The organism is Caballeronia sp. DA-9 (assembly GCF_051615025.1).
Taxonomy (GTDB): domain Bacteria; phylum Pseudomonadota; class Gammaproteobacteria; order Burkholderiales; family Burkholderiaceae; genus Caballeronia; species Caballeronia sordidicola.
This window is the reverse complement of sequence record NZ_CP195132.1, coordinates 1,305,281-1,325,298: the sequence shown is the minus strand read 5'-3', so window position 1 is coordinate 1,325,298 and position 20,018 is coordinate 1,305,281. Positions and strand designations below refer to the sequence as shown.

The window sequence follows — 20,018 nt, the reverse complement described above, 5'->3', positions numbered from 1 at the left end:
CGTGCCGTCCAAAAACGCGCGGAGCCTGGCGAATCAGGCCTGCAAAGCCCGTGTAATGTCCTTCGATGCCTCGAGCATGGCGGACAAAATCCGCGAACTGATATCTTGCGGCGTCACCCGTTCGGCGGGACAGCAGACGTTCAGCGCGGCCACCACCTTGCCGTCGCGGTCGCGAATGGGTACGGAAATGGACCGCAGGCTGATCTCGAGTTCCTGATCCACGATGGACCATCCGCGCAAGCGTGTTTCTTCGACCAGTTCACGCAGCTTGACCTTCGACGTCACCGTATTGGGCGTGAACTTATGCAGCTTCGCGCTTCCCAGATATTGATGAAACTCCGCGTCGGGTAGCGCTGCGAGCAGGACGCGCCCGGTCGAGACGCAATGCGCGGGCGTGCGGCTGCCAATGGAAATGCCGACATTCATGATCCGGTTCGACGTGGCCCGCGCCACGTAGATCACGGAATCGCCATCCAGCACGGCCGCGAAACATGACTCCTGCACGTTCGCAGACAGCGCGTTCATGATCGGTTGCGCAATGTCCCAGATGTTCATGGACGACAACGCCGAAAAACCGATCTCCAGGATCTTCGGCTTGAGATTGAAGTACTTGCCGTCGGTCTCGGCATACCCTTCGCGCACGAGCGTCAGCAGGAAGCGCCGCACCGTGGCGCGCGTCATGCCGCTGGCCTCGGCCACTTCGCTGAGCGTGCGCCGCGGTGTGTGCCGGTTGAACACCTTGATGACTTCAAGGCCCCGTGCGAACGAGCCGACGTAGTCGCGATCACGTACTTCGTCGTCGTCTTCCAGGGCCGTCTCGTACGCGGTCATATGTTTTCCCTTCAGATAAGAGCAGTGGGCGCATGGCGCACAAAACCTGCAACTTACAAAGTTTATCAGCAGATTTCCGCGATGCACACATATTTGAGCTCGGTAAATTCCTCGATGCCATGCTTCGATCCTTCGCGTCCGACGCCCGAAGCCTTGACCCCGCCGAAAGGCGCGCCCTCAAACGATGTAGCGCCGGTATTGACGCCCACGATGCCGCATTCCAGCGCCTCGCTGACGCGCCAGACGCGTGCATTGTCGCGGGTGAAAAAGTACGCGGCGAGACCGAATTCGGTGTTGTTGGCGGACGCGATGGCTTCGGCTTCGGTGTCGAAGCGGAACACCGGCGCAACTGGACCAAACGTTTCCTCGATGGCGATTTTCATCGACGGCGTGACGTCGGTCAGTACCGTCGGTTCGAAGAACGATCGTCCGAGTGTGTGGCGTTTGCCGCCGGCCACGACCCTGGCGCCCTGCGCCAGTGCGTCGCTGATGTGTTCCTCGACCTTGGCAACCGCCTGGCCGTCGATCAGCGGTCCCTGAGTCACACCGTCCGCGAAGCCGTCGCCCACTTTCAGCGCATTCACCGCCTTCGCCAGCGCATCGACATAACGGTCGTGAATGCCCGACTGCACGTAGATCCGGTTGGCGCACACGCACGTCTGGCCCATGTTGCGGAACTTCGATGCAATCGTGCCGGCCACGGCCACGTCGATGTCCGCGTCGTCGAAAACAATCAGCGGCGCGTTGCCGCCGAGTTCCATCGCCACCTTCTTGATCGTGCCCGATGCCTTTTGCATCAACGACCGGCCGACTTCCGTGGAACCCGTGAAGGTGAGCTTGCGCACGAGCGGATGCGTGGCGAGTTCGTCGCCCACTTCCGAGGCCGCGCCCGTCATCACGCTGAATACGCCCGCCGGTACGCCGGCGCGGTGCGCGAGTTCGGCCAGCGCGAGCGCGGAAAAGGGCGTGGCGCTCGCGGGCTTGAGCACCATGGTGCAGCCCGCCGCGAGCGCCGGAGCGGCTTTGCGGGGAATCATCGCCATTGGAAAATTCCACGGCGTGATCGCCGCGCATACGCCAATCGGCTGCCGCAGCACGAGCATGCGGCGCCCCGCTGCCGGCGCCTGCAGCACTTCGCCGTGCAGTCGCTTCGCGTCCTCCGCGTACCACTCGAAAAATGCTGCGCCGTAAAGGATCTCTCCACGCGCTTCGGCCAGCGGCTTGCCTTGTTCGGCGGTGAGAATCCGCGCCAGGTCATCGACGTGCGTCACGATTAGATCAAACCACCGCTTGATGATTTGCGAACGTTCTGCCGCAGGGCGCGCGCTCCATGCGGCTAGTGCCTGCTGAGCTTTTTCGATAGCCGTCGCTGTCATCTCGCGGCTGGCTTTTGGCACCTTCCCGACCAGCGCTCCGGTCGCCGGATTGGTTACATCGATAAAACCCTTGTCTGTATTGGCTATCCATTCGCCGTTCAAAAACAGCGCTTGCTTGAGAAGAGCGGGATCGTTGAGTTGCAGCATGATTGAAATCCTCCTGTTTGGGCTTCGAAGCATTTTCGATTCGTTGATTTATGTTCTCATATCGCCCAAAATGACGCAATGCGCACAAATGTGCGTTCGATGCTGTCATGGATGCATCGCAATGCGTCGCCAACCTGGAGAATGTTCATGAGTTTCCCCGTCGCGGGCCCAGCGCCCGATCTCAACGATCTGGACCGGCAGTTCTTCTTTCATCCGTTCACGGCATTGAGCGATCACGAGCGCGCGGGGCCGCTGGTGATGGTGAAGGGCGAGGGCGTATGGCTGGAGGACAATCGCGGGGAGCGCTACATTGATTCCATGGCGGGCTTGTGGTGCGTGAACATTGGCTACGGACGCCGGGAGATTGCCGACGCCATGCACGCGCAGGCGCTGAAGCTGCCGTACTACCATACGTTTGCATCGATGTCGACGGACCTCCCGATCCTGCTTTCGCAGAAGCTGATCGAGATGTCGCCGGTGCCCATGTCCAAGGTTTTCTTCGGCAATTCGGGATCGGATGCGAACGATACCCAGGTCAAGCTCGTCTGGTATTACAACAATGCGCGGGGCCTGCCGCTCAAGAAAAAGATCATCGCGCGCAGGCGTGGTTATCACGGCGTGACCGTGGTGACGGCGGGCATGACCGGGCTGCCCGGGCTGCATAACGGCTTCGACCTGCCGCTGTCCTTCATCAAGCACACCACGGCGCCGCATCGTTTGTGGGAAGCCGAGCCCGGTCAGAGCGACGCGGAGTTCGTTGCGAAGCTCGCGAACGACCTCGAGCAACTGATCCTTGCCGAAGGCCCCGACACCGTGGGCGCCATGATCATGGAACCCGTGATGGGCGCGGGCGGCGTGATCGTGCCGCCGGCCGGCTACTATCCGGCCATTCAGAAGATCCTCGACAAATACGACATCCTGCTGATTGCCGACGAAGTGATCTGCGGCTTTGGCCGGCTCGGCACCCTGTTCGGCACCGAGGCGATGGGCATGAAGCCCGACCTGATCACGGTCGCGAAGGGCGTGACGTCGGCTTACGTGCCGTTGTCGGCGAGTCTGGTGTCGGAGAAAGTGTGGCAGGGCATCCGCGCGGGCAGCGACAAGCTCGGCGTGTTCGGCCACGGCTTCACCTACAGCGGCCATCCGGTTGCGGCGGCGGCGGCGCTTGCCAACCTCAAGCTCATCGAAGATGAAAACCTGGTCGCCCAGGCAGGCGCGCGCGGCGAAGTCATGCACAAGCACTTGCGTGCGGCGTTCGCGGATCATCCGGCGGTGGGCGACGTGCGCGGCTTCGGGCTGATCGGCGCGGTCGAGTTCGTTGCCGCGCGCAATCCGGCAACACGCTTTGATCCCGCGTTGAAAGTGGGCGTGCGCGTGGCGAAGGCGGCGCTTGCGAACGGCCTGATTACACGAGGCTTGCCCGATGGCGATTCGATCGCGTTCTCGCCGCCGTTCGTCATTTCGGAGGACGAGATCGCGGAGATGGTGAAGCGCGCGAGAATCTCGGTGGACAAGGTGTTTGCCGAGCTCAAGGCCGAAGGGCACTGGAAAGGCTGACGCTATTGCATAGGCGCCGCTTACGGGCGGCGCCGCATTGCCGTATCAGGCTTGCGCGCGTTTTTTCAGATGCGCGCGCCACGTCATCGCCCAGCGCGACGGATCTTCGAGCGGTTCGGTATCGATACGACCGGCCGGATGATTATGCGGCGCGGTGCGCACGATTTCCGGCGTGCAATAGGCTTCGTCGGAAATGCGCTGCAGCACGGCAATCCATGTATCGATATCCTCTTTCGACCACATTTCCCCCGCTTCCGGCGTGAACGGCTGCGGCACGATCCACGGTTCGTGCGCGAGCCAGAATGCATCGATACCAAAATCCACCATGCGGTTCTGGACGTCGAACACGCTCACACCGGTTTCCCGTTCCATGACTTCAAGGCTGAAGCGCGTCATCTCCATGCGCCACGCGCCGATGTGCGGGTGCGAGCACGTCACGCCGCGAATCTTCGAGAGCGCCTGCGTCATGTAGTTGTTCGCGAGCACCGACAGGTCGGCCGCCGTGGCGATGCCTTCGGCGCCCATCGCGCGAATCCACGCGTAGGCCTTCACGACAGTCTGCACATTGCCGAGAAATTCGCGCACCCGGCCAATGCTCGATTCCGCGCCCGCCTCGAGCGTGTAGGCGTCGCCGCGGCGCACGACCAGCGGGCCCGGCAGATACGGCGCGAGCGCACGGGTGCAACCGTATGCGCCGACCGCCGGGCCGCCGCCACCCTTTGGACCGCCGAAGGTCTTGTGCAGCATGAACATGCAGGCGTCGAAACCGAGTTCGCGCGCACGGATCCGGCTCATCACGCCATTGAAATTGGCGTGGTCGTAAAAACACAGGCCGCCCGCTTCATGCACGATCCGAACCCATTCCTTGATGTGCGGGTTATAGATGCCCATGTCGTCCGGATTGTTGACCATCAGCGCAGCCGTGCGATTCGATACAACCGACTTCAGCGCCTCGACCGACGGATAGCCGTCCGCATCCAGCGCCAGCGTGATGACCTTGAAACCCGCCGTTGCGGCGGTCGCGGGATTGCACGGATGCGACTGGATGGTCGTGATGATCTCGTCGCGCGTTTCAAGCTCGCCGCGCGCGGCGTGATACGCGCGCGTGATGCACGCGTGCGTGTAGGCTGCGTCCGCGCCGCCCGCCGCCTGGAATACGAAGCGGTCCATGCCGGAGAGTTCGCGCAGCGCGAGATCGAGCGAATGGATGATTTCAAGCGTTCCCTGCAGTGTGTCGGGATGCTGGCGCGGATGCAGTTCGGCGACTTCATCGCGGGACGTGATGGCTTCGTTCAGCCGCGCGTTGTATTTCATCGTGCAGGTGCCGAAGAGCGAAATGCCCATCATGCCGAGCGTTTGCTGCGACAGGTGCAGGTAATGACGCAGCACATCAGGCTCGGACATTTCCGGCAGCGCGGGACGCGTCGCACGGCGCATGGATGCCGGGACGAGCTGTTCCGGATCGCCCACGACGTCTGTAATGGCGGTATCGATGGCGGGAAACAGCACGCCGCGCCGGCCCGCTCGCGACATGTCCATGACGATGGGTTCGTCCCACACGGCCGCGTGATAGCGGCGCAAGGCTGGCGTGTCATTCATGGTTCAGGATCTCGCTGAGCGTGTCGATCAAACGGTCGATATCGCGCCGTTCGTGAAGTTCGGTGATGCAATAGAGCGCGCTTTGGCCGAGCGCGGGGAGATCGGGCGACAAATCGTGACCGCCAAAAATGCCCCGCGCGCGCAACGACTGGTTGATCGAGGCTACGCTGCGTCCCGTTGCTGAAAAGTCGACGACAAATTCCTTGAACGCGCTGCCGGCGAGCGGCACCTTGACGCCGGGAAGGCCGGCGAGGCGCGTTGCTGCATAGCGCGCATGCGCCATGATCAGCCGGCCTATGTCCTCGAAGCCCTGCGGGCCCATCAGCGAGAGATACACCGCGTTCGCGATCGCCCACAGATAAACCGAATTGCCCGTCCAGTCCTTGCCGTTCTCACGCGATCCATACGACGACTGCTCCGCGAGCGACAGCCCAAAGCCAATTTCGCCGGGCCGGCTGGTGCCGGTCAGGCTCACGAGCAAGGTCGGATATTCGCGCGCATAACGCTCTTCGTCGCGAGTCGCGATAAACCCGCCAAGTCCACCGCCGCCAAGCATGTGCACGCCAAGCGGCTGCGTGGTCCCAACGACGATATCCGCGCCGTAAGCGGGCGGCGGCGCCAGCACGCCGAGCGAGACAGGGTCCACGCCGACGATCATTTCCGCGCCTGCCGCGTGGGCGATTTGCGCGATTTGTTCGGCGTCTTCTTCGATCACGCCCAGATAATTGGGCGTCTCGATGTAGATGGCGGAGAGATCGGCGCCGGCTTTCGCGGCGGTATCGACGAGATGGGCGAGGTGGGCCAGATCGATCCGGCCCGTCGCCGGCTCGAACCGCATTTGCACGACGTTCAAATGCTCGCGCATCTCCGGCGGTTCGCAGTAATTGCGGATCACGGCCAGGCGCTCGGGATCGATTGCTTCGGGCACGAGCACGGTACGCCGGCCATTCAGCCGCGACGCCATGCGCAGCGCGTGCCCGGCGGCGCAGCCCCACGTGTAGACGGGCAGGCCGACGAGATCGCAATCGACCAGTTCGCCAAGCTGGCTGCAGAACTCGAACCACGCCTGATAGCGGCCTTGATCCGATGAAGGCGTTCCCCATACCGACGTCAGGAATTCACTGCGGCGCGCGATTTCGTCGCAGATGGCCGGAACGTGATGACGCCAGCAGCCGCCGCCCAGAAAGCTCAGATGGCTTTCGCAATGATCGTTGCGGCTCAGGGTATCGATCAGATGGCGCCGCAGCGCGGCTTCGGAACTCAGCGTGGGCGGCAGCGCGACCGGTCTCCGGGTCATGTGCTCGCCGGGAATCTGCTCGAACAATTCCGCGACGCTGTTCGCGCCGATAGCCGTCAGCATTTCCTGCTGAATCGCGTCGATGGAATTGGCCATGAAAGGATGCGGACAGGATCGCATTCACATTGCTCCAATGATGTACGCCCAACGATTTTATGTTGCGCACATTTGTTTATATGGCGCACAATATAGCCAGATCAATTTGATGCCGCAAGGCCAAAAAACGCGTCGTGTCACTGTGCATAGGTGTCGTGATAAATCCGTTTGCCGGCGTGGGCGGCGCGGTCGGACTGAAAGGCAGCGACGGAGCGGACACGGTCGCCGCGGCGCGCGAACTCAATGCGTCCTTCGGTGCCGCGAGGCGCGCCATGCCGGCGCTGCTGAAACTTGGCGGCGTACAGATCGTGACCGCCGCGGGGCCGATGGGCGAGGACGCGTGCCGCGAGGCCGGCCTGCCGGCGCGCGTGGTTGCATGGCCGAAAAGCGCCGTGACGTCGCCGACGGATACGCGTGCGGCGTGCCAATCGTTTATCGATGCAGGCGCGAAGCTGATCCTGTTTGCCGGCGGCGACGGCACGGCCCGCGACGTCGCCACGGCCGCCGCCATGGACGTGCCGCTGATTGGCGTGCCTTGCGGCGTGAAGATGTACTCCGGCGTGTTCGCAATGAACGCATCACGCGCCGGCGAACTGGCGGCGCGTTGCGCGCGCGGACCATTCGACGTGCAGGCCGTGGAACTGCTCGATATCGACGAAAGCATGCTGCGCGCCGACCGGAGTTCATCGCGTCTGCACGGTTACGCGCTCGCGCCCGTTGACCGCGCGCGCATGCAGGGCAGCAAGGCGCAGATGCCGGCCAACGACCGTGCCGACACGGACGCCGCATGCCGGCAACTCGCCGCGCAGTTCGAGCACGGCACGCTGTATATCGTGGGACCCGGCACGACCATGGCGACGCTTTGCGGACACGCGGGCGTGAAGGGCACCATGCTGGGCGTGGATGCCATTGCAGATGGCCGGCTGATTGCCGCCGACGCGTCCGAGGCGACCCTGCTCGGCCTGCTCGATGAGTGGCCGTCGGCGGCGATTGTGGTCGGTGTCATCGGACGCCAGGGTTGTCTGTTTGGCCGCGGCAATCAGCCGATCAGCGCCCGCGTGCTGGCGCGCGTACCGCGTAATCGCATCGAGGCAGTCGCGAGCGTGGCCAAGCTGTTGTCGCTCGCGGACGGCCGGCTCTTTGTCGATACCGGCGACGCGGACATCGACCGCGCCCTTGCGGGCCCCTTGCGGATTCGCACGGGCGCCAATCGCAGCATGGTCATGCGGGTCATGAATTGACGCATGGCGGTTTCAACCCGAATAGCGGAAAAGGAGGATGGATGTCGACAGTCGCGATAGTTGGCGGCGGCAGCATAGGCGTGGCGTTCTGCATTGTATTCGCGCGCTCGGGTTTCACCGTGAAGCTCTATGATCCGGACGACGGCCGCCGTCGCGCTGTCGTGCCGGAAGTACGCGCCCGGCTCGAGGACCTGCAGGAATTCGGTCTGCTCGATCACGCGCCCGAATCATTGCTTGCACGCATCTCTGTAGTCGACAAGCTTGCTGACGCGGTGCGTGACGCCGCCCTGGTACAGGAATGCGCGCCCGAACGTCTGGACCTCAAGCGTGAGTTGTTCGCGCAACTGGATGCGCTTGTTCCAGCCGACACGGTACTTGCCAGTTCGTCGTCGGCTTTGGTGGCTTCGTCGTTCGCCGATTCGCTGCATGGGTGTGAACGGTGTCTGGTCGCGCACCCGGGCAATCCGCCGTATCTGATCCCCGTCATAGAGATCGTGCCTGCGCCATTTACATCGGACAACGCGGTTCGCCGCGCGCTCGAACTCTATGAAGCCGCCGGCCTGCAGGCGGTGCGCGTATGCGGTGAGATCGAGGGCTTCGTCTTCAACCGCTTGCAAGGCGCTGTGTTGCGCGAAGCGTATTGCCTGGTCCGTGACGGAATTGCATCGGCCGAGGATATCGACCGCGTGATGCGCGATGGCGTGGGTTTGCGCTGGTCGGTTACGGGACCGTTTGAAACCGTGGACCTGAATACACGTGGCGGCATTGCTTCACACGCGCAGAAGATGGGGCCGGCGTATGCCCGCATGGGCGCTGCGCGTGGACAGCATGACCCATGGACGCCCGATCTGGTCGCACAGGTTGCGAGCGAACGGCGCGCCGCCTTGCCGCTCGATGAATGGGACGCGCGCGTGCAATGGCGGGATCGCCGGTTGATGGCGCTCATTCGCGAGCGCAATGCGGCGCGATAATCGCCCGGATACGTGACCCCGCCTTTTGCAGAGACCAACGCGTTCAGTTCAACCCGCCGGCAGATTCGCCGGCTGGCGAGGTAGCCGAACCCGAAAGATCGCGAACTTGCCCTTGCGCGGATATCCATTCGAGAAATTCGTCTCGTGCAGATGAGAGTCCGCAATGTACAAGTAACCGTTTTGTATGGCGAAGCCGTCCGCCCACGACAATTCGTCGTGACGCCCGACCAGCGTATGTTGCTTGAGCGCGGGCTTGCCCTTGCGCTCGACCACGTTGAGCGCGACAACGGTCCGGTTCTCCAGATCGCCGCCATACAGCACGCCGTCGCCACTCATGATGAGGCCGCCAGTAAGCGCGTAGTCGCCCAGGTATTGCACGCGCTTTGCGAGTTCATCGGCGGATAGCGATGTGTCGTAGAGCGCGGCGGTCGGGACGCGCCAATAGTGGTGATCGGTTAGCGGCCTGTAATATAACCACGCGCGATCGGGAGACAGCGCAATCCCGTCGGTCTGCAACACGATCACGCCGCCGTCCAGCTTGCGCGCTATCCTGTCGCCGAACATCAGATGCTGTTTTGGATCGGAGACGCTCGACCGGTCGCCCGCCAGAACCATGCGCGATTCGCCGCTATCGAGCTTCGTTAATACCACCCCGCCTTGATTGCCCGCGTTGCTGATTGTCGCGTAGCCATGTTTGAGATCCACGCGGATATCGTTGAGCGAGTCCTTGGGAGTTGCCACTTTTTCATAGCTGAACTCACGCACGATCTGGTTCGTTGCGAGATCGAACTCGATCAGCTTGGGAGGCTGGCTGCTTTGATCGACCGATGGCAGCGACGAATCCAGCGCCCATAAATGATCCTGTTCGTCGACCCAAAGCGCCTGCACCGAAATCCACTGACGGTGCCCGCTTTCCGCAGGCTTGAAGACGTTCCAGCTTTCATCGGGAAACGGCCGGAGCGCGCCTGTAGCGGGATCGACTTCGACCATGCTGTAGCGCGATCGCTTGACAGACGCGGGCGCTGTAGCGAACACACGGCCCGTGCGGGACACCGCGATACCGACTAATCGGAAGTCATCGTCGAAGCTGGCGACGGTTTCCAGCTTCGGCTCACGATTGCCCGATGCATGGGCGGGCAGGACCGTGCCGAGCCCAAGCAATCCGATGCTTGCCAACACCTGGCGGCGAACGTTGAACCGTGTAGGGACGCTCTTCATGCTGTCTCCTTTGTTTAAAGGTGTAGCAGATAGAAGCGACCCATAATACGCGCGAAGACGGAATCGATTTTGAGGCAAGCATCGAAGTGCGCAATCCGTGCCAAGGCCCTGGTTATGCCCTCGCGGTATCCAAAAGTTTAAAAACGGACATTGCGTCCTGCAGGCTGCGCGTCTGATCGGTAAGCGAACCCGCGGCTGCCGCGGCTTGCTCGACGAGCGCAGCGTTTTGCTGCGTGACCTCGTCCATCTGATTGATCGCCTGATGAACCTGTTCAATTCCGGCTCGCTGCTCGTCGGATGCAGACGAGATTTCGGCCACGATGCGCGCTACGCTGGTAATCGCATCAACGACGTCCTGCATGGCGGCGCCGGTTTTATCGGCAATGCTGGAGCCGCCCAGGGCGGTGCTCGCCGATGTATCAATGATCGCGCGCGTCTCCTTGGCCGCGGCCGCGCAGCGTTGGGCCAAGGTTCTGACTTCATTGGCCACGACAGCGAAGCCGCGTCCCTGTTCGCCGGCGCGAGCGGCTTCCACGGCAGCATTCAGCGAGAGAATGTTGGTCTGGAAGGCGATGCCTTCAATCGTTGCCACAATTTGCCCGACCTGGTCCGATTGCTGGCCGATAGCATGCATTGTCGAGACCAGTTCGGCTACGAACCCGCTGCTGCGCGCCGTCAACTCCGACGCTCCCCTCGCAAGCTCTGCTGCCTGCTGGGCGTTGCTGGCGTTTTGTTTGACGGTGGCGGCGAGTTCTTCCATGCTTGAGGCGGTCTCCTCAAGCGACGCAGCCTGCTGTTCCGTACGCGTGGACAGATTGGTGTTGCCCGATGCAAGTTCACGCGACGCCACGTCTATGGACATTGCGCTTTCACGGACGGTCTGCACCGCGGCGGCGAGATTTCGCTGCATCCGGTCCATGCCGGCAAGCAGGCTTTCTGTACCCGAGCTCGAGAGATTGACCTGTACTGACAGATCGCCTTCTGAAATCTGCTCGACAATTCCTGCGGCATAAGCAGGCTCGCCACCGAGACTGCTCTTGATGCTTCGGATCACGAAGAACATGACGACCGAGACAAGCAAACCAATGCAACTAAGTATCGCCAGATATTTGATCAGATTTGCTTTGAATGCTGCGTCGATATCGGTCAGAAACACGCCCGATCCGACGTTCCATCCCCAGGGCGTGTATTGCGCCGCGTAGCTGACCTTCGGTACGAGCGCCCCATTACCGGGCGCGACGCCCGAATAGGTGACGAAACCGCCTCCGGCCGCAGCCGCTTTCGCAAGATCGACGTAGTAGTGCTTGCCGTTGGGGTCTGCACGCTCCGAAACGTTTTGGCCAATCAGCGACTTGACCGAGGCATTTCCGATTGCGAGGACGACTGGCCGCGGATCGAAGACGAACAGATAGCCGTCCTTGCCATATCTGATGGACCCAAGCTCCTTGAGCGCCGCGCTTTGCGCCTCTTGCAGGGACAACGCATGTTCAGCGACCTTGTTGTCATACACCTTGAGAATACTGAGCGAACTCTCGACGATATTCTTGACGCCTGCTTCCCGCTCTTCGAGCATCGAGTCTTTGCTTTTCAGCGACGCCCAGCCGCCCAGCACAACAAGGCCCACCCACATGATTCCCAGCGTGATCCACAATTTGCCGCCGATGCCTAATCGTTTCATAGTCACGCCTTTGCCTGAATGTCTCGATCCATGGTTTACGACCATTGAGCGGAAAACTTGAGTGCGGCAGCAACACGAATTGTCGATGCCATGAAGCACGGAGGAGGGACGCGGGCGCATGGTTACCCGATCAACCTGTCTCGCTGTTTCCTTCCATGAACGGAATGGAAATGCGCTTTTGAACGGTTGGATCGGGTATGCGGCGGCTTATGCTATTTCGCTTCGTCGGCGGCGTGCATGCCTGCCTGGATGTGACCCGGCAGCCGTTCCGCAGCCGTTTTCGACAGCGCGATTGCGATCCCGCCAGCAAGGGCCGACAGACCAAGCGCCAGCAGCGACAGCTTATAGTCGGCCGACAGCGAGCGCACGTAGCCGACCATCAAGGGCCCAAGGAACTGGCCGATCAGATTGCCGACACCACTCACGAACGCCACCGCCGGCATGGCCTTGCGCATAGGGAGGATTTCCGTGAGACGTGCGAACACAAGCGGCATCAGCATCTTCAGCGTGAAGCCCAGCGCAATGAAGAGCGCGATCTGCAGCCAGAAGAGCGGCGCCGGCACGAAAGCGGCGACGATCATCAGGACCCCGGTCAGCATGGTCGGCACGGCGGCATGCCAGCGGCGTTCCTGGCCATGACGGTCGGAGCGGCGGCTGATGTAGTAGATGCCGAGCATCGACATCACGAAGGGCGCGCCAGCGAGAAAGCCGATGGTCGTTTCGCTTAGTGTTCCATACGACTTCAGTATGGACGGCAGCCACAAGGTCGTACCGTAGAGCAGGATTGTATTGAGCCCGAAGCCGACGGTCAAAAGCCACACGGCCGGCTCGCTGAAGATGGTCCACCACGGATCGCTTTCGGGCTGGGCGTAAGCGGCCTGCTCTTCGACGAGATCGCGCTGGATGAACGCACGATCCTCGCCGCCAAGCCAGCGCGCAAGGTCGAGGCTCGGCGGAATCGCCTTGAACCAGACGGCGCAGAAGATCCAGGCGGGCAAGCCTTCGGCAATAAGCATCACGCGCCAGTCGTAATGCGAGATCAACGCGCCGGAAATGGGACCCGCGAGAAAGCCGCCGAGCGGCGCGCCCAGGTTCCAGATGCCGAATGCGCGTCCGCGCTCGGCCTTCATGAACCATTGCGCGAGCAGCATGGAGGTCGCCGCGTAGACTGGGCCTTCGGCGCAGCCGAGAAGTATGCGCACAGCCAGTATTTGCCAGAACGAATGCGCGATGCCTGTCAGCATGGCCGCGCCCCCGAACAACACAAGGCAGATTGCGACAAGGCGGCGCGCGCCGAACTTGAGCGAGAGCCAGCCGGCGAGCAGTTGCGTGAGCGCATAGCCCCACGCGAAAGCGCCTCCAACCCAGCCGGCCTGAACCGATGTGAGGCCGAGTTCCTTCGACATGTGCGGCAATGCCATGGCGATGTTGACGCGGTCGAAATACGACAGCATGTAGACGGCGAAAGTCATCGGCAACACGATGAGCCAACGATTCCTGCCGACGCCCTGGACCTCTGTCGTCGTGTGGTTCATGGCGGTCTCCTGGTTGATTTGTTATTCATCGTGCGGCTCGCGAACAGCGCGGGCCGCCGCCCATCTCGGCCATCTCACCGCTTCCGGCAGCGGCTTCGTTGAACTCAACGAGCAAGGACGCAAGGCCGATGATGAGATGAAGCATGGTGAGCGCCGTTTGCGTTATTGATCGAGTGGCGCGCCGTCGATAGTGCGACGCATCGATACCGGCCGATAGAGCGGTTCGCGCAGCGCTTCCACGTTATCGTGCAATTCGACACCGATCCCCGGCGCATCCGGCACCGCGATAAAGCCCGCTTTCGGCACAGGATGGCCTTTGACCAGATCCGAGCCAAGCAGCTTCTGGCCCGACTTCAGCACGAGGTTCTCGAAGCCCGTCGGATACTCCTGGATCGCAAAGTTCGGGACGGCCGCCGCGACCTGCATGCACGCTGCGAGACTGATGGGCGAGAGCGGGTTGTGAGGCGCGATGTCGACGTTCTGCGCTTCGGCGAGCGCCGCGATTTTCTTCGCGCCGGTAATGCCGCCGCACACACACACCGACGTGCGCGCATAGCGCACGCCGCCGCCCGCAAGCTGCAAATGAAACTCGGCCGGTGTGGAGAAGCGCTCGCCCGTCGCAATCGGCACGCGGATCGCGTGGCCGACTGTCGTCATCTGCGGATAGAACTCGGGGCGCAACGGGTCTTCGAGCCACATTGGAGTGAGCGGCTCGAGCACTTGGCCGATGGCGATTGCTTCGGCCGGCGAAAGCCGGCGGTGCATTTCGATCAGCAGGTCGACGTCCGGACCAACGGCCTCGCGGAACGCCATCACGCGCTCTTTCGCGTCGCGCACCTTGCCCGCGTGCGAGCGGAAATACGCCTCGCCTTCGGGTTCGTCGAGGAACGGGTTGATATGCCCGACCGCGGTGAACCCTTCGCTGCGCAGACGGCGGCATTCCGCCAGCACTTCGTCGAGCGTTTCGGCATAGACGTGGCCGTACACGCGCAGCTTGTTCCGATAAGCGCCGCCAAGCAGTTGCCAGACCGGCACTTGCAGGCGCTTGCCGAGCAGATCCCACAGCGCAATATCGATAGCCGATACCGCCGCGTTGACCGCGGTGCCGCGAAAGTGCGAGAAGCGCTGCATGACGTTCCAGTGCAGCTCGATCTGGTTCGCGTCCTGACCGACGAGATATTTGCCGAACTTCTCGAGCGCCGCCTTGGCCGCTTCGATATGTCCCCACGAGCCCGCTTCGCCATAGCCCGTGAGACCGGCTTCGGTACGGATGCGGGCATAAAGGAACTGGCCGATGTGCAGTGCTTCGACGGAGGTGATGCGATGGACGTTTTGATTCATTAAGGGTCTCGACGGCGTGAAAGTCTGGGTCGACAGGACGCGGTCTCGCGCCCTGTGAACGTCGAGATGAACTTTATGAAGAACGCCGGGCTTTGGGAATCAAATTCTGTAGCGTTGCTTCTACATTCTATATAGAATTCGCGCATGGACCCTCTCGATCTCAGCCCGGCCTTTGTGCGTCTGGCAAGGCATCTGCGCGAACGTATTGTCGGCGGCGAATGGCTGCCAGGTCAGTTGCTGCCGGGAGAAGAGGCGCTTGCCAAGGAGTTGAAAGTCAGCGTGGGCACTGTGCGCAAGGCCTTCGACGTACTCAGCGGGCAGGGCCTCGTGACGCGACATCGCGGGCGCGGCACGTTCGTGGCGCGGGCGACCAATGAGCGTGCATTCACGAGCTTCTTTCGTCTTGTCGACCGAAGGAATGGCGTGAAGCGTTTGCCGGTGGACACAATTCTGCTGCGCGAACGCGCCACGGCCGACGCCGGCGAATGCGCCGCGTTGAAGCTCGTGGCGGGGTCGTGGGTCTATCGGTTGCGGCGGCGACGCACGCTTGACGATACCCCGCTCGTCGTCGAGACGATCACCTTTCCTCACGCGCGCGTGGGCGAGCAGGAATGGGGCGACGACGGCGCGAGCGCGCATCTTGTCTATTCGTTTCTGGAACAGCAGTGCGGCGTGTCGGTGAGCCGCGTGGAGGATCGCCTGCAGGCGTGTCTGCTGCCCGATGATGTGGCGCAGGACTTCGGCCTGCCTGCAGGTCATCCGGTGTTGCTGTCCGTCCGCACCGCGTTCGACCTGCGTGGCGCGCCTGTTGAATATCGCCGCTCATGGACGATCACCGATACACAAGACTATCTCAGCGAATTGCGCTGGGTTGCAGGCGACGAACTGCCCTGAGCATGGACCAGACATCGTGACGCACGCGGCGGCGTCCATGTGTTTCATTTCGCGACAGCGTCCGCGTCCGCTTATCGATCAAGCGTCCGATTCTGCGACAGTCCGCGAAACCCGAAAACCCGAAGCGGCGACTCATCCCCTCTCTCCACCAAGCTTCGCGCCTGGCCCGGTTCAAGAGCGTTCCATCGGCATAAAGCTTGCATAGTCCACACCGATAAAAACGCGACAGGGAACGCGGGAGAACCCGCCCGGTTCGTCCGGCCAAATGTCCCCGTCAAGCCGTGACAAGGAGACGAAACGTGAAAGCTTCCGTGCTGCATGCATACGATGAATCGTTGAGCCGCGATGAGTTCGTGCGTTATGAGGATGTCGAGGATCCGAAAATCACGCGCCCCACAGACGTGATCGTGCGTATTGGAGGCGCGGGTGTTTGCCGTACCGACCTGCACGTTGTCGAAGGCATCTGGCGCAGCAAGGTCGACGTTGTCCTGCCCTACATCATGGGTCACGAAAACGCGGGCTGGGTCGAGGCGGTAGGCTCCGCCGTGGAAAGCATCAAGGTCGGCGACCCCGTGATCTGCCATCCGCTCGTGACCAGCGGTCACTGCCTTGCATGCCGGCGCGGTGACGACATGCATGCAACCGATAGCAGTTTCCCAGGCATCAATGCGAATGGCGGATACGCGGAATACCTGCTGACAGGCGAGCGGTCCCTGATCAAACTGCCCACGTCGCTGGCGCCTAAAGATGTCGCGCCTTATACCGACGCCGGACTGACCGCGTACCGCGCGGCCAAGAAAGCATCGCGCCATTTGCTGCCGGGCCAGTTTGCGGTCGTGATTGGCGCCGGGGGCCTGGGGCATATCGGCATTCAGGTCTTGAAGGCGCTTTGCGCAGCTGAAATCATCGTTGTCGACCGTTCGGAAACTGCGCTGCAACTCGCGAAGGAATGCGGCGCCGATCATACGGTCAAGGGCGGGACAGACGAAGTGCAAGGCGTGCTCGAGTTGACCGGCGGCAATGGCGCGGAGGCGGTCATCGATTTCGTCGGTGAAGGCGATGCGATTTCCAAAGGCCTCGACATGACGCGCAACGGCGGCTTCTATTACATCGTCGGTTATGGCGGCAAGATCGAGTTGCCCACTATCGACATGATCACCAGCGAGAAGACGATTGTCGGCAATCTGGTCGGGACGTATCCCGAACTGGTCGAACTGATGGCGTTGGCCGACCGTGGACTGGTTCATCTGGCCACAAAGGAATACCGCCTGAGCGAGGCGAATCAAGCGCTCAAGGACCTGCATCACGGCAAGGTCAGGGGCCGTGCGGTGCTCATTCCATAGCGATGAATCCGTCGGGAGGACGCCGTGACGCCACCGCAAGACTCGCCGCCAATTCCGGAGCGCGTGCGCTTGGTCATTGCATTGACCGAGGTGAATTCCCGCTATTTGCGTGGCGAAAATCGTTGCGCTGGCGCGGAGATCGAGTTGGCATGCGCTCTTGCGTGCGAGAAACGCGAAGGCGTCACGCCGGACCGGACGCGGGATATCGCGCAATTGCGGGAGCGCTTGAGCGCATCCGAAAGCGAGCTGCTTGCGATTGAAGCCGAGCGTGCGTGGCTCGAGCACGAGCTGGCGAATTTCGATAATGCGGAACCCGGCAAAAAACCCGGAGCGTTGCAATGAACCGAATTCCGGTCACGGTGCTCACCGGCTTTCTCGGCGCAGGCAAGACCACGTTGCTCAATCGCATATTGCGCGAGCAGCACGGCCGGCGTTATGCCGTTATCGTCAACGAATACGGCGAACTGGGCATTGACGGAGGCCTCGTCGTTGGCGCGGAAGATGAAGTAGTAGAACTGAACAACGGCTGCGTGTGCTGCAAGGTGCGCGGGGACCTGATCCGCGTGGTGTCGGGATTAATCAAGCGCAAGGGCGGCTTCGACGGCATCCTGATCGAGATGTCTGGTTTGGCGGATCCCGCGCCCGTGGTTCAGACATTCTTTATTGACGACGAGATTCGTCAGCGCACACGGCTCGACAGTGTGATTTGCGTGGCCGACGCGCTGCATCTGCAATCACGTCTTGCCGATAGCCGCGAGCCTGCGGAACAACTGGCGCAGGCGGACATCGTGTTGCTAAACAAGACGGATCTCGTCGATGCAACCAGCCTGGCGTCGGTAGAAGCGGCGATCCGTGGAATCAATCCAACCGCCGAGTTGCTGCACAGCGTGCGCTGCGCGGTGCCGCTTGCGCAATTACTCGATCGAGGCGCGTTTGACCTTGGACGCCTGCATATCGACGCGTCGCCGGATTACGTCCGGAAGCATTTGGGCGATGAGCGGCCATTCAGTCGCATATCCACGAATCCGGGCCGTCACAGCCACGGCATAGACTGCGTGTCGCTGTGCGTCGAGCAGCCGCTGGAGCGCAGCCGGTTCCTTCCGTGGCTGCAACAGTTAGTGGTCGAACAGGGTCAGGATTTGCTGCGAGCCAAGGGAATTGTCGACCTCGCGGGATCGGACCGTCGCTTCGTGTTCCAGGGTGTGCACATGACTATCGACACGGATTTCGACCGGCCCTGGCGAGCCGATGAAGTACGCGATAGCAAGCTGGTGTTTATCGGCCGCAATCTCGATGGGCGCGGATTGCGGGAGAGCATTGGGCGTTGCACGAGCGACTCATGAACGCGCCGCTGCCTTTGATCGAATTGCTCGGGGCGCGTTCGGTGACGGATGCCGCCGTTGTCGCCATTGCGTGGGACTTCGCGGGAAGCCACGCAGGGTTCGCGCTGGGCGACGGCACAGTGGCGTTCACGGCGGCCGCGTGGCCCGGTGGACCCTTGGTCAGGCCCCGGCAGGGCGGCGGTGTCGAATTCGTGCCTGCGCGAGAACCGCCGACGCCGGTAACCCGTTTCAGCGTGCATGACGGTACGTGTCTTGCGCTTGCTGCCGATCCGGAAGGCGGCTTTCTGAGTGGCGGAGACGACGGCCGGCTTGTTCACTTGAATGTGGACGGTACGATCGAGGTACTCATCGATTCCGCCGGCGAATGGATCGATCTCGTTGCCACAACGTCTGCCGGGCGAGCTTATGCAACCGGTCGCCGGGTGCACTGGCTGGGAACGAGGCCGGCAAGCCTGCCGCTGCCTGGATCGGCGACGGCCCTCGTCTTCAATGCTACCGGCGACCAGTTGGCGATTGCGCACCGTGGCGGCGTCACGCTGTGGCCAGTCGACTCTCATGTTCTCCGCCCGCTTGCGTGGCCTGGCTACCACCGCAGCGTTGCGTGGAGTCCCGACGGCCGTTATCTAGTGAGCGGCATGGAGGAGAACGCGCTGCACGGATGGCGCTTGCCCGATGGCGGCGACATCGAAATGGGCGGGTATCCCGGGCAACCTCGATCGTTATCGTTTTCGGCGGACAGCCGCGTTCTGGTGACTAGCGGCGGTCCGCGCGTGATCTGCTGGCGGTTCGACCCCCCCGGCGGCGACGATCAACCTGGAGAGTGCGGCATCGCGGGCAAGACGCCCGTCACGTGTGTTGCTTGCCATCCTGCGCATCCGTTGATCGCGGTCGGGTATCACAACGGCGCGGTACTGCTGTGCCAGCCGGGCGGCAGTGACATTCTTTTCGTGAAGCCGTCTGGCGACAGTCCTGTCAGCGCCGTCACGTGGTCGCCCGATGGCCGCCGGCTGGCCATGGGCACGCAAACGGGCGAGATCGGTCTCGTATTGTTGCCGGAGGCGCTGTTTCACTTCGAAGGCACGCATTGAGGGACACGCCATTCCTATTACATAAAGACGGAGGCAATCATGGCCGATACACATCCAACCAAGGATCAATTCTTCGAGCGGCTGGGCGCAATGGGTGACGAAATGATCGAGGCCTACGGTCGTGATTTCGCAATGGGCGCCCTTGTGCTTGCGGCCCGGTTCATTGCCGAAAGAAAGCCGAATGGCGAAGACGCACAGAGCGTGATTCATACGGGCGATCAAGGTGGACGGCCGGGACTGTAGCTACAGACCGGTTTTCAAAAATAGTTCGGGATCCATATGTATGGTCACGTTCTGACGTGAGCCTTTTGTCTTACGGCGTTCCGAACGGGCAACACGCGACAGCCACGAGCGTCCCAATATTGGACAGATCGGCGAAACGCAAATGTCGCATAACAAAACAGAATTCGCGGCTCCATGCTCACCCGGACAAGCTCATATGCCATGCGGCCTTATAGCGCGA

At 61.9% G+C, this 20,018-nt stretch carries 17 protein-coding genes; 9 read left to right on the top strand and 8 right to left on the bottom strand.

Annotated elements, in window-relative coordinates:
- Positions 1-33 precede the first annotated feature (33 nt).
- Positions 34-831, bottom strand: a complete 798-nt coding sequence (locus ACRWA7_RS12365) for an IclR family transcriptional regulator domain-containing protein (RefSeq protein ID WP_438391271.1) — start codon at positions 829-831, stop codon at positions 34-36.
- 65 nt (positions 832-896) lie between these two features.
- On the bottom strand, positions 897-2,354 hold the full coding sequence (locus ACRWA7_RS12360; RefSeq protein WP_438391270.1) for an NAD-dependent succinate-semialdehyde dehydrogenase: 1,458 nt from the start codon (positions 2,352-2,354) through the stop codon (positions 897-899).
- A 147-nt stretch (positions 2,355-2,501) separates the two neighbouring features.
- On the opposite strand from ACRWA7_RS12360, the gene ACRWA7_RS12355 reads away from it, so the two are divergent.
- Positions 2,502-3,911: an aminotransferase gene (locus ACRWA7_RS12355; RefSeq protein WP_438391269.1), complete on the top strand. Its 1,410-nt coding sequence runs from the start codon at positions 2,502-2,504 to the stop codon at positions 3,909-3,911.
- Positions 3,912-3,956: 45 nt separating this feature from the next.
- Here ACRWA7_RS12355 and gcvPB read toward each other — a convergent pair whose 3' ends face one another.
- Both gcvPB and gcvPA read right to left on the bottom strand, forming a co-directional pair.
- Positions 3,957-5,510: an aminomethyl-transferring glycine dehydrogenase subunit GcvPB gene (gene gcvPB, locus ACRWA7_RS12350; protein ID WP_438391268.1), complete on the bottom strand. Its 1,554-nt coding sequence runs from the start codon at positions 5,508-5,510 to the stop codon at positions 3,957-3,959.
- Complete coding sequence (gene gcvPA, locus ACRWA7_RS12345; RefSeq protein WP_438391267.1) at positions 5,503-6,903, bottom strand: aminomethyl-transferring glycine dehydrogenase subunit GcvPA; 1,401 nt, start codon at positions 6,901-6,903, stop codon at positions 5,503-5,505. Before gcvPA ends, gcvPB begins: the two co-directional genes overlap by 8 nt.
- A gap of 155 nt (positions 6,904-7,058) precedes the next feature.
- On the opposite strand from gcvPA, the gene ACRWA7_RS12340 reads away from it, so the two are divergent.
- Complete coding sequence (locus ACRWA7_RS12340; protein WP_438391266.1) at positions 7,059-8,144, top strand: ATP-NAD kinase family protein; 1,086 nt, start codon at positions 7,059-7,061, stop codon at positions 8,142-8,144.
- Positions 8,145-8,185: 41 nt separating this feature from the next.
- Positions 8,186-9,115: a 3-hydroxyacyl-CoA dehydrogenase gene (locus ACRWA7_RS12335; RefSeq protein ID WP_438391265.1), complete on the top strand. Its 930-nt coding sequence runs from the start codon at positions 8,186-8,188 to the stop codon at positions 9,113-9,115.
- Positions 9,116-9,163: 48 nt separating this feature from the next.
- Here ACRWA7_RS12335 and ACRWA7_RS12330 read toward each other — a convergent pair whose 3' ends face one another.
- From ACRWA7_RS12330 to ACRWA7_RS12315, 4 genes are all read right to left on the bottom strand, one after another.
- Positions 9,164-10,333 carry an L-dopachrome tautomerase-related protein gene (locus tag ACRWA7_RS12330; protein WP_438391264.1) on the bottom strand — a complete coding sequence of 390 codons (1,170 nt, stop codon included), beginning with the start codon at positions 10,331-10,333 and terminating at the stop codon, positions 9,164-9,166.
- A gap of 112 nt (positions 10,334-10,445) precedes the next feature.
- Entirely contained in the window at positions 10,446-12,011 is a 1,566-nt protein-coding gene (locus ACRWA7_RS12325) for a methyl-accepting chemotaxis protein (RefSeq protein WP_060818506.1), read from the bottom strand.
- 212 nt (positions 12,012-12,223) lie between these two features.
- The gene (locus ACRWA7_RS12320) at positions 12,224-13,546 is read right to left on the bottom strand and encodes an MFS transporter (protein WP_438391263.1); all 1,323 of its coding nucleotides are present in this window, start codon (positions 13,544-13,546) and stop codon (positions 12,224-12,226) included.
- Positions 13,547-13,708: 162 nt separating this feature from the next.
- Positions 13,709-14,887: a mandelate racemase/muconate lactonizing enzyme family protein gene (locus ACRWA7_RS12315; protein WP_060818508.1), complete on the bottom strand. Its 1,179-nt coding sequence runs from the start codon at positions 14,885-14,887 to the stop codon at positions 13,709-13,711.
- Positions 14,888-15,031: 144 nt separating this feature from the next.
- Here ACRWA7_RS12315 and ACRWA7_RS12310 point away from each other — a divergent pair, with 144 nt between their 5' ends.
- The 6 genes from ACRWA7_RS12310 (at position 15,032) to ACRWA7_RS12285 (ending at position 19,798) form a co-directional block, all read left to right on the top strand.
- Positions 15,032-15,781 (top strand): GntR family transcriptional regulator, encoded by a 750-nt coding sequence (locus ACRWA7_RS12310; RefSeq protein ID WP_438391262.1) that lies wholly within the window; start codon positions 15,032-15,034, stop codon positions 15,779-15,781.
- Positions 15,782-16,080: 299 nt separating this feature from the next.
- The gene (locus tag ACRWA7_RS12305) at positions 16,081-17,124 is read left to right on the top strand and encodes an NAD(P)-dependent alcohol dehydrogenase (RefSeq protein WP_438391261.1); all 1,044 of its coding nucleotides are present in this window, start codon (positions 16,081-16,083) and stop codon (positions 17,122-17,124) included.
- Between the two features lie 24 nt (positions 17,125-17,148).
- The gene (locus tag ACRWA7_RS12300; RefSeq protein WP_438391260.1) at positions 17,149-17,466 is read left to right on the top strand and encodes a hypothetical protein; all 318 of its coding nucleotides are present in this window, start codon (positions 17,149-17,151) and stop codon (positions 17,464-17,466) included.
- Positions 17,463-18,467, top strand: coding sequence for a CobW family GTP-binding protein (locus ACRWA7_RS12295; protein ID WP_438391259.1), 1,005 nt, complete (start codon positions 17,463-17,465; stop codon positions 18,465-18,467). Before ACRWA7_RS12300 ends, ACRWA7_RS12295 begins: the two co-directional genes overlap by 4 nt.
- Complete coding sequence (locus ACRWA7_RS12290; protein WP_438391258.1) at positions 18,464-19,555, top strand: WD40 repeat domain-containing protein; 1,092 nt, start codon at positions 18,464-18,466, stop codon at positions 19,553-19,555. Before ACRWA7_RS12295 ends, ACRWA7_RS12290 begins: the two co-directional genes overlap by 4 nt.
- Positions 19,556-19,594: 39 nt before the next feature.
- Positions 19,595-19,798, top strand: a complete 204-nt coding sequence (locus tag ACRWA7_RS12285) for a hypothetical protein (RefSeq protein WP_060818514.1) — start codon at positions 19,595-19,597, stop codon at positions 19,796-19,798.
- Positions 19,799-20,018 lie beyond the last annotated feature (220 nt).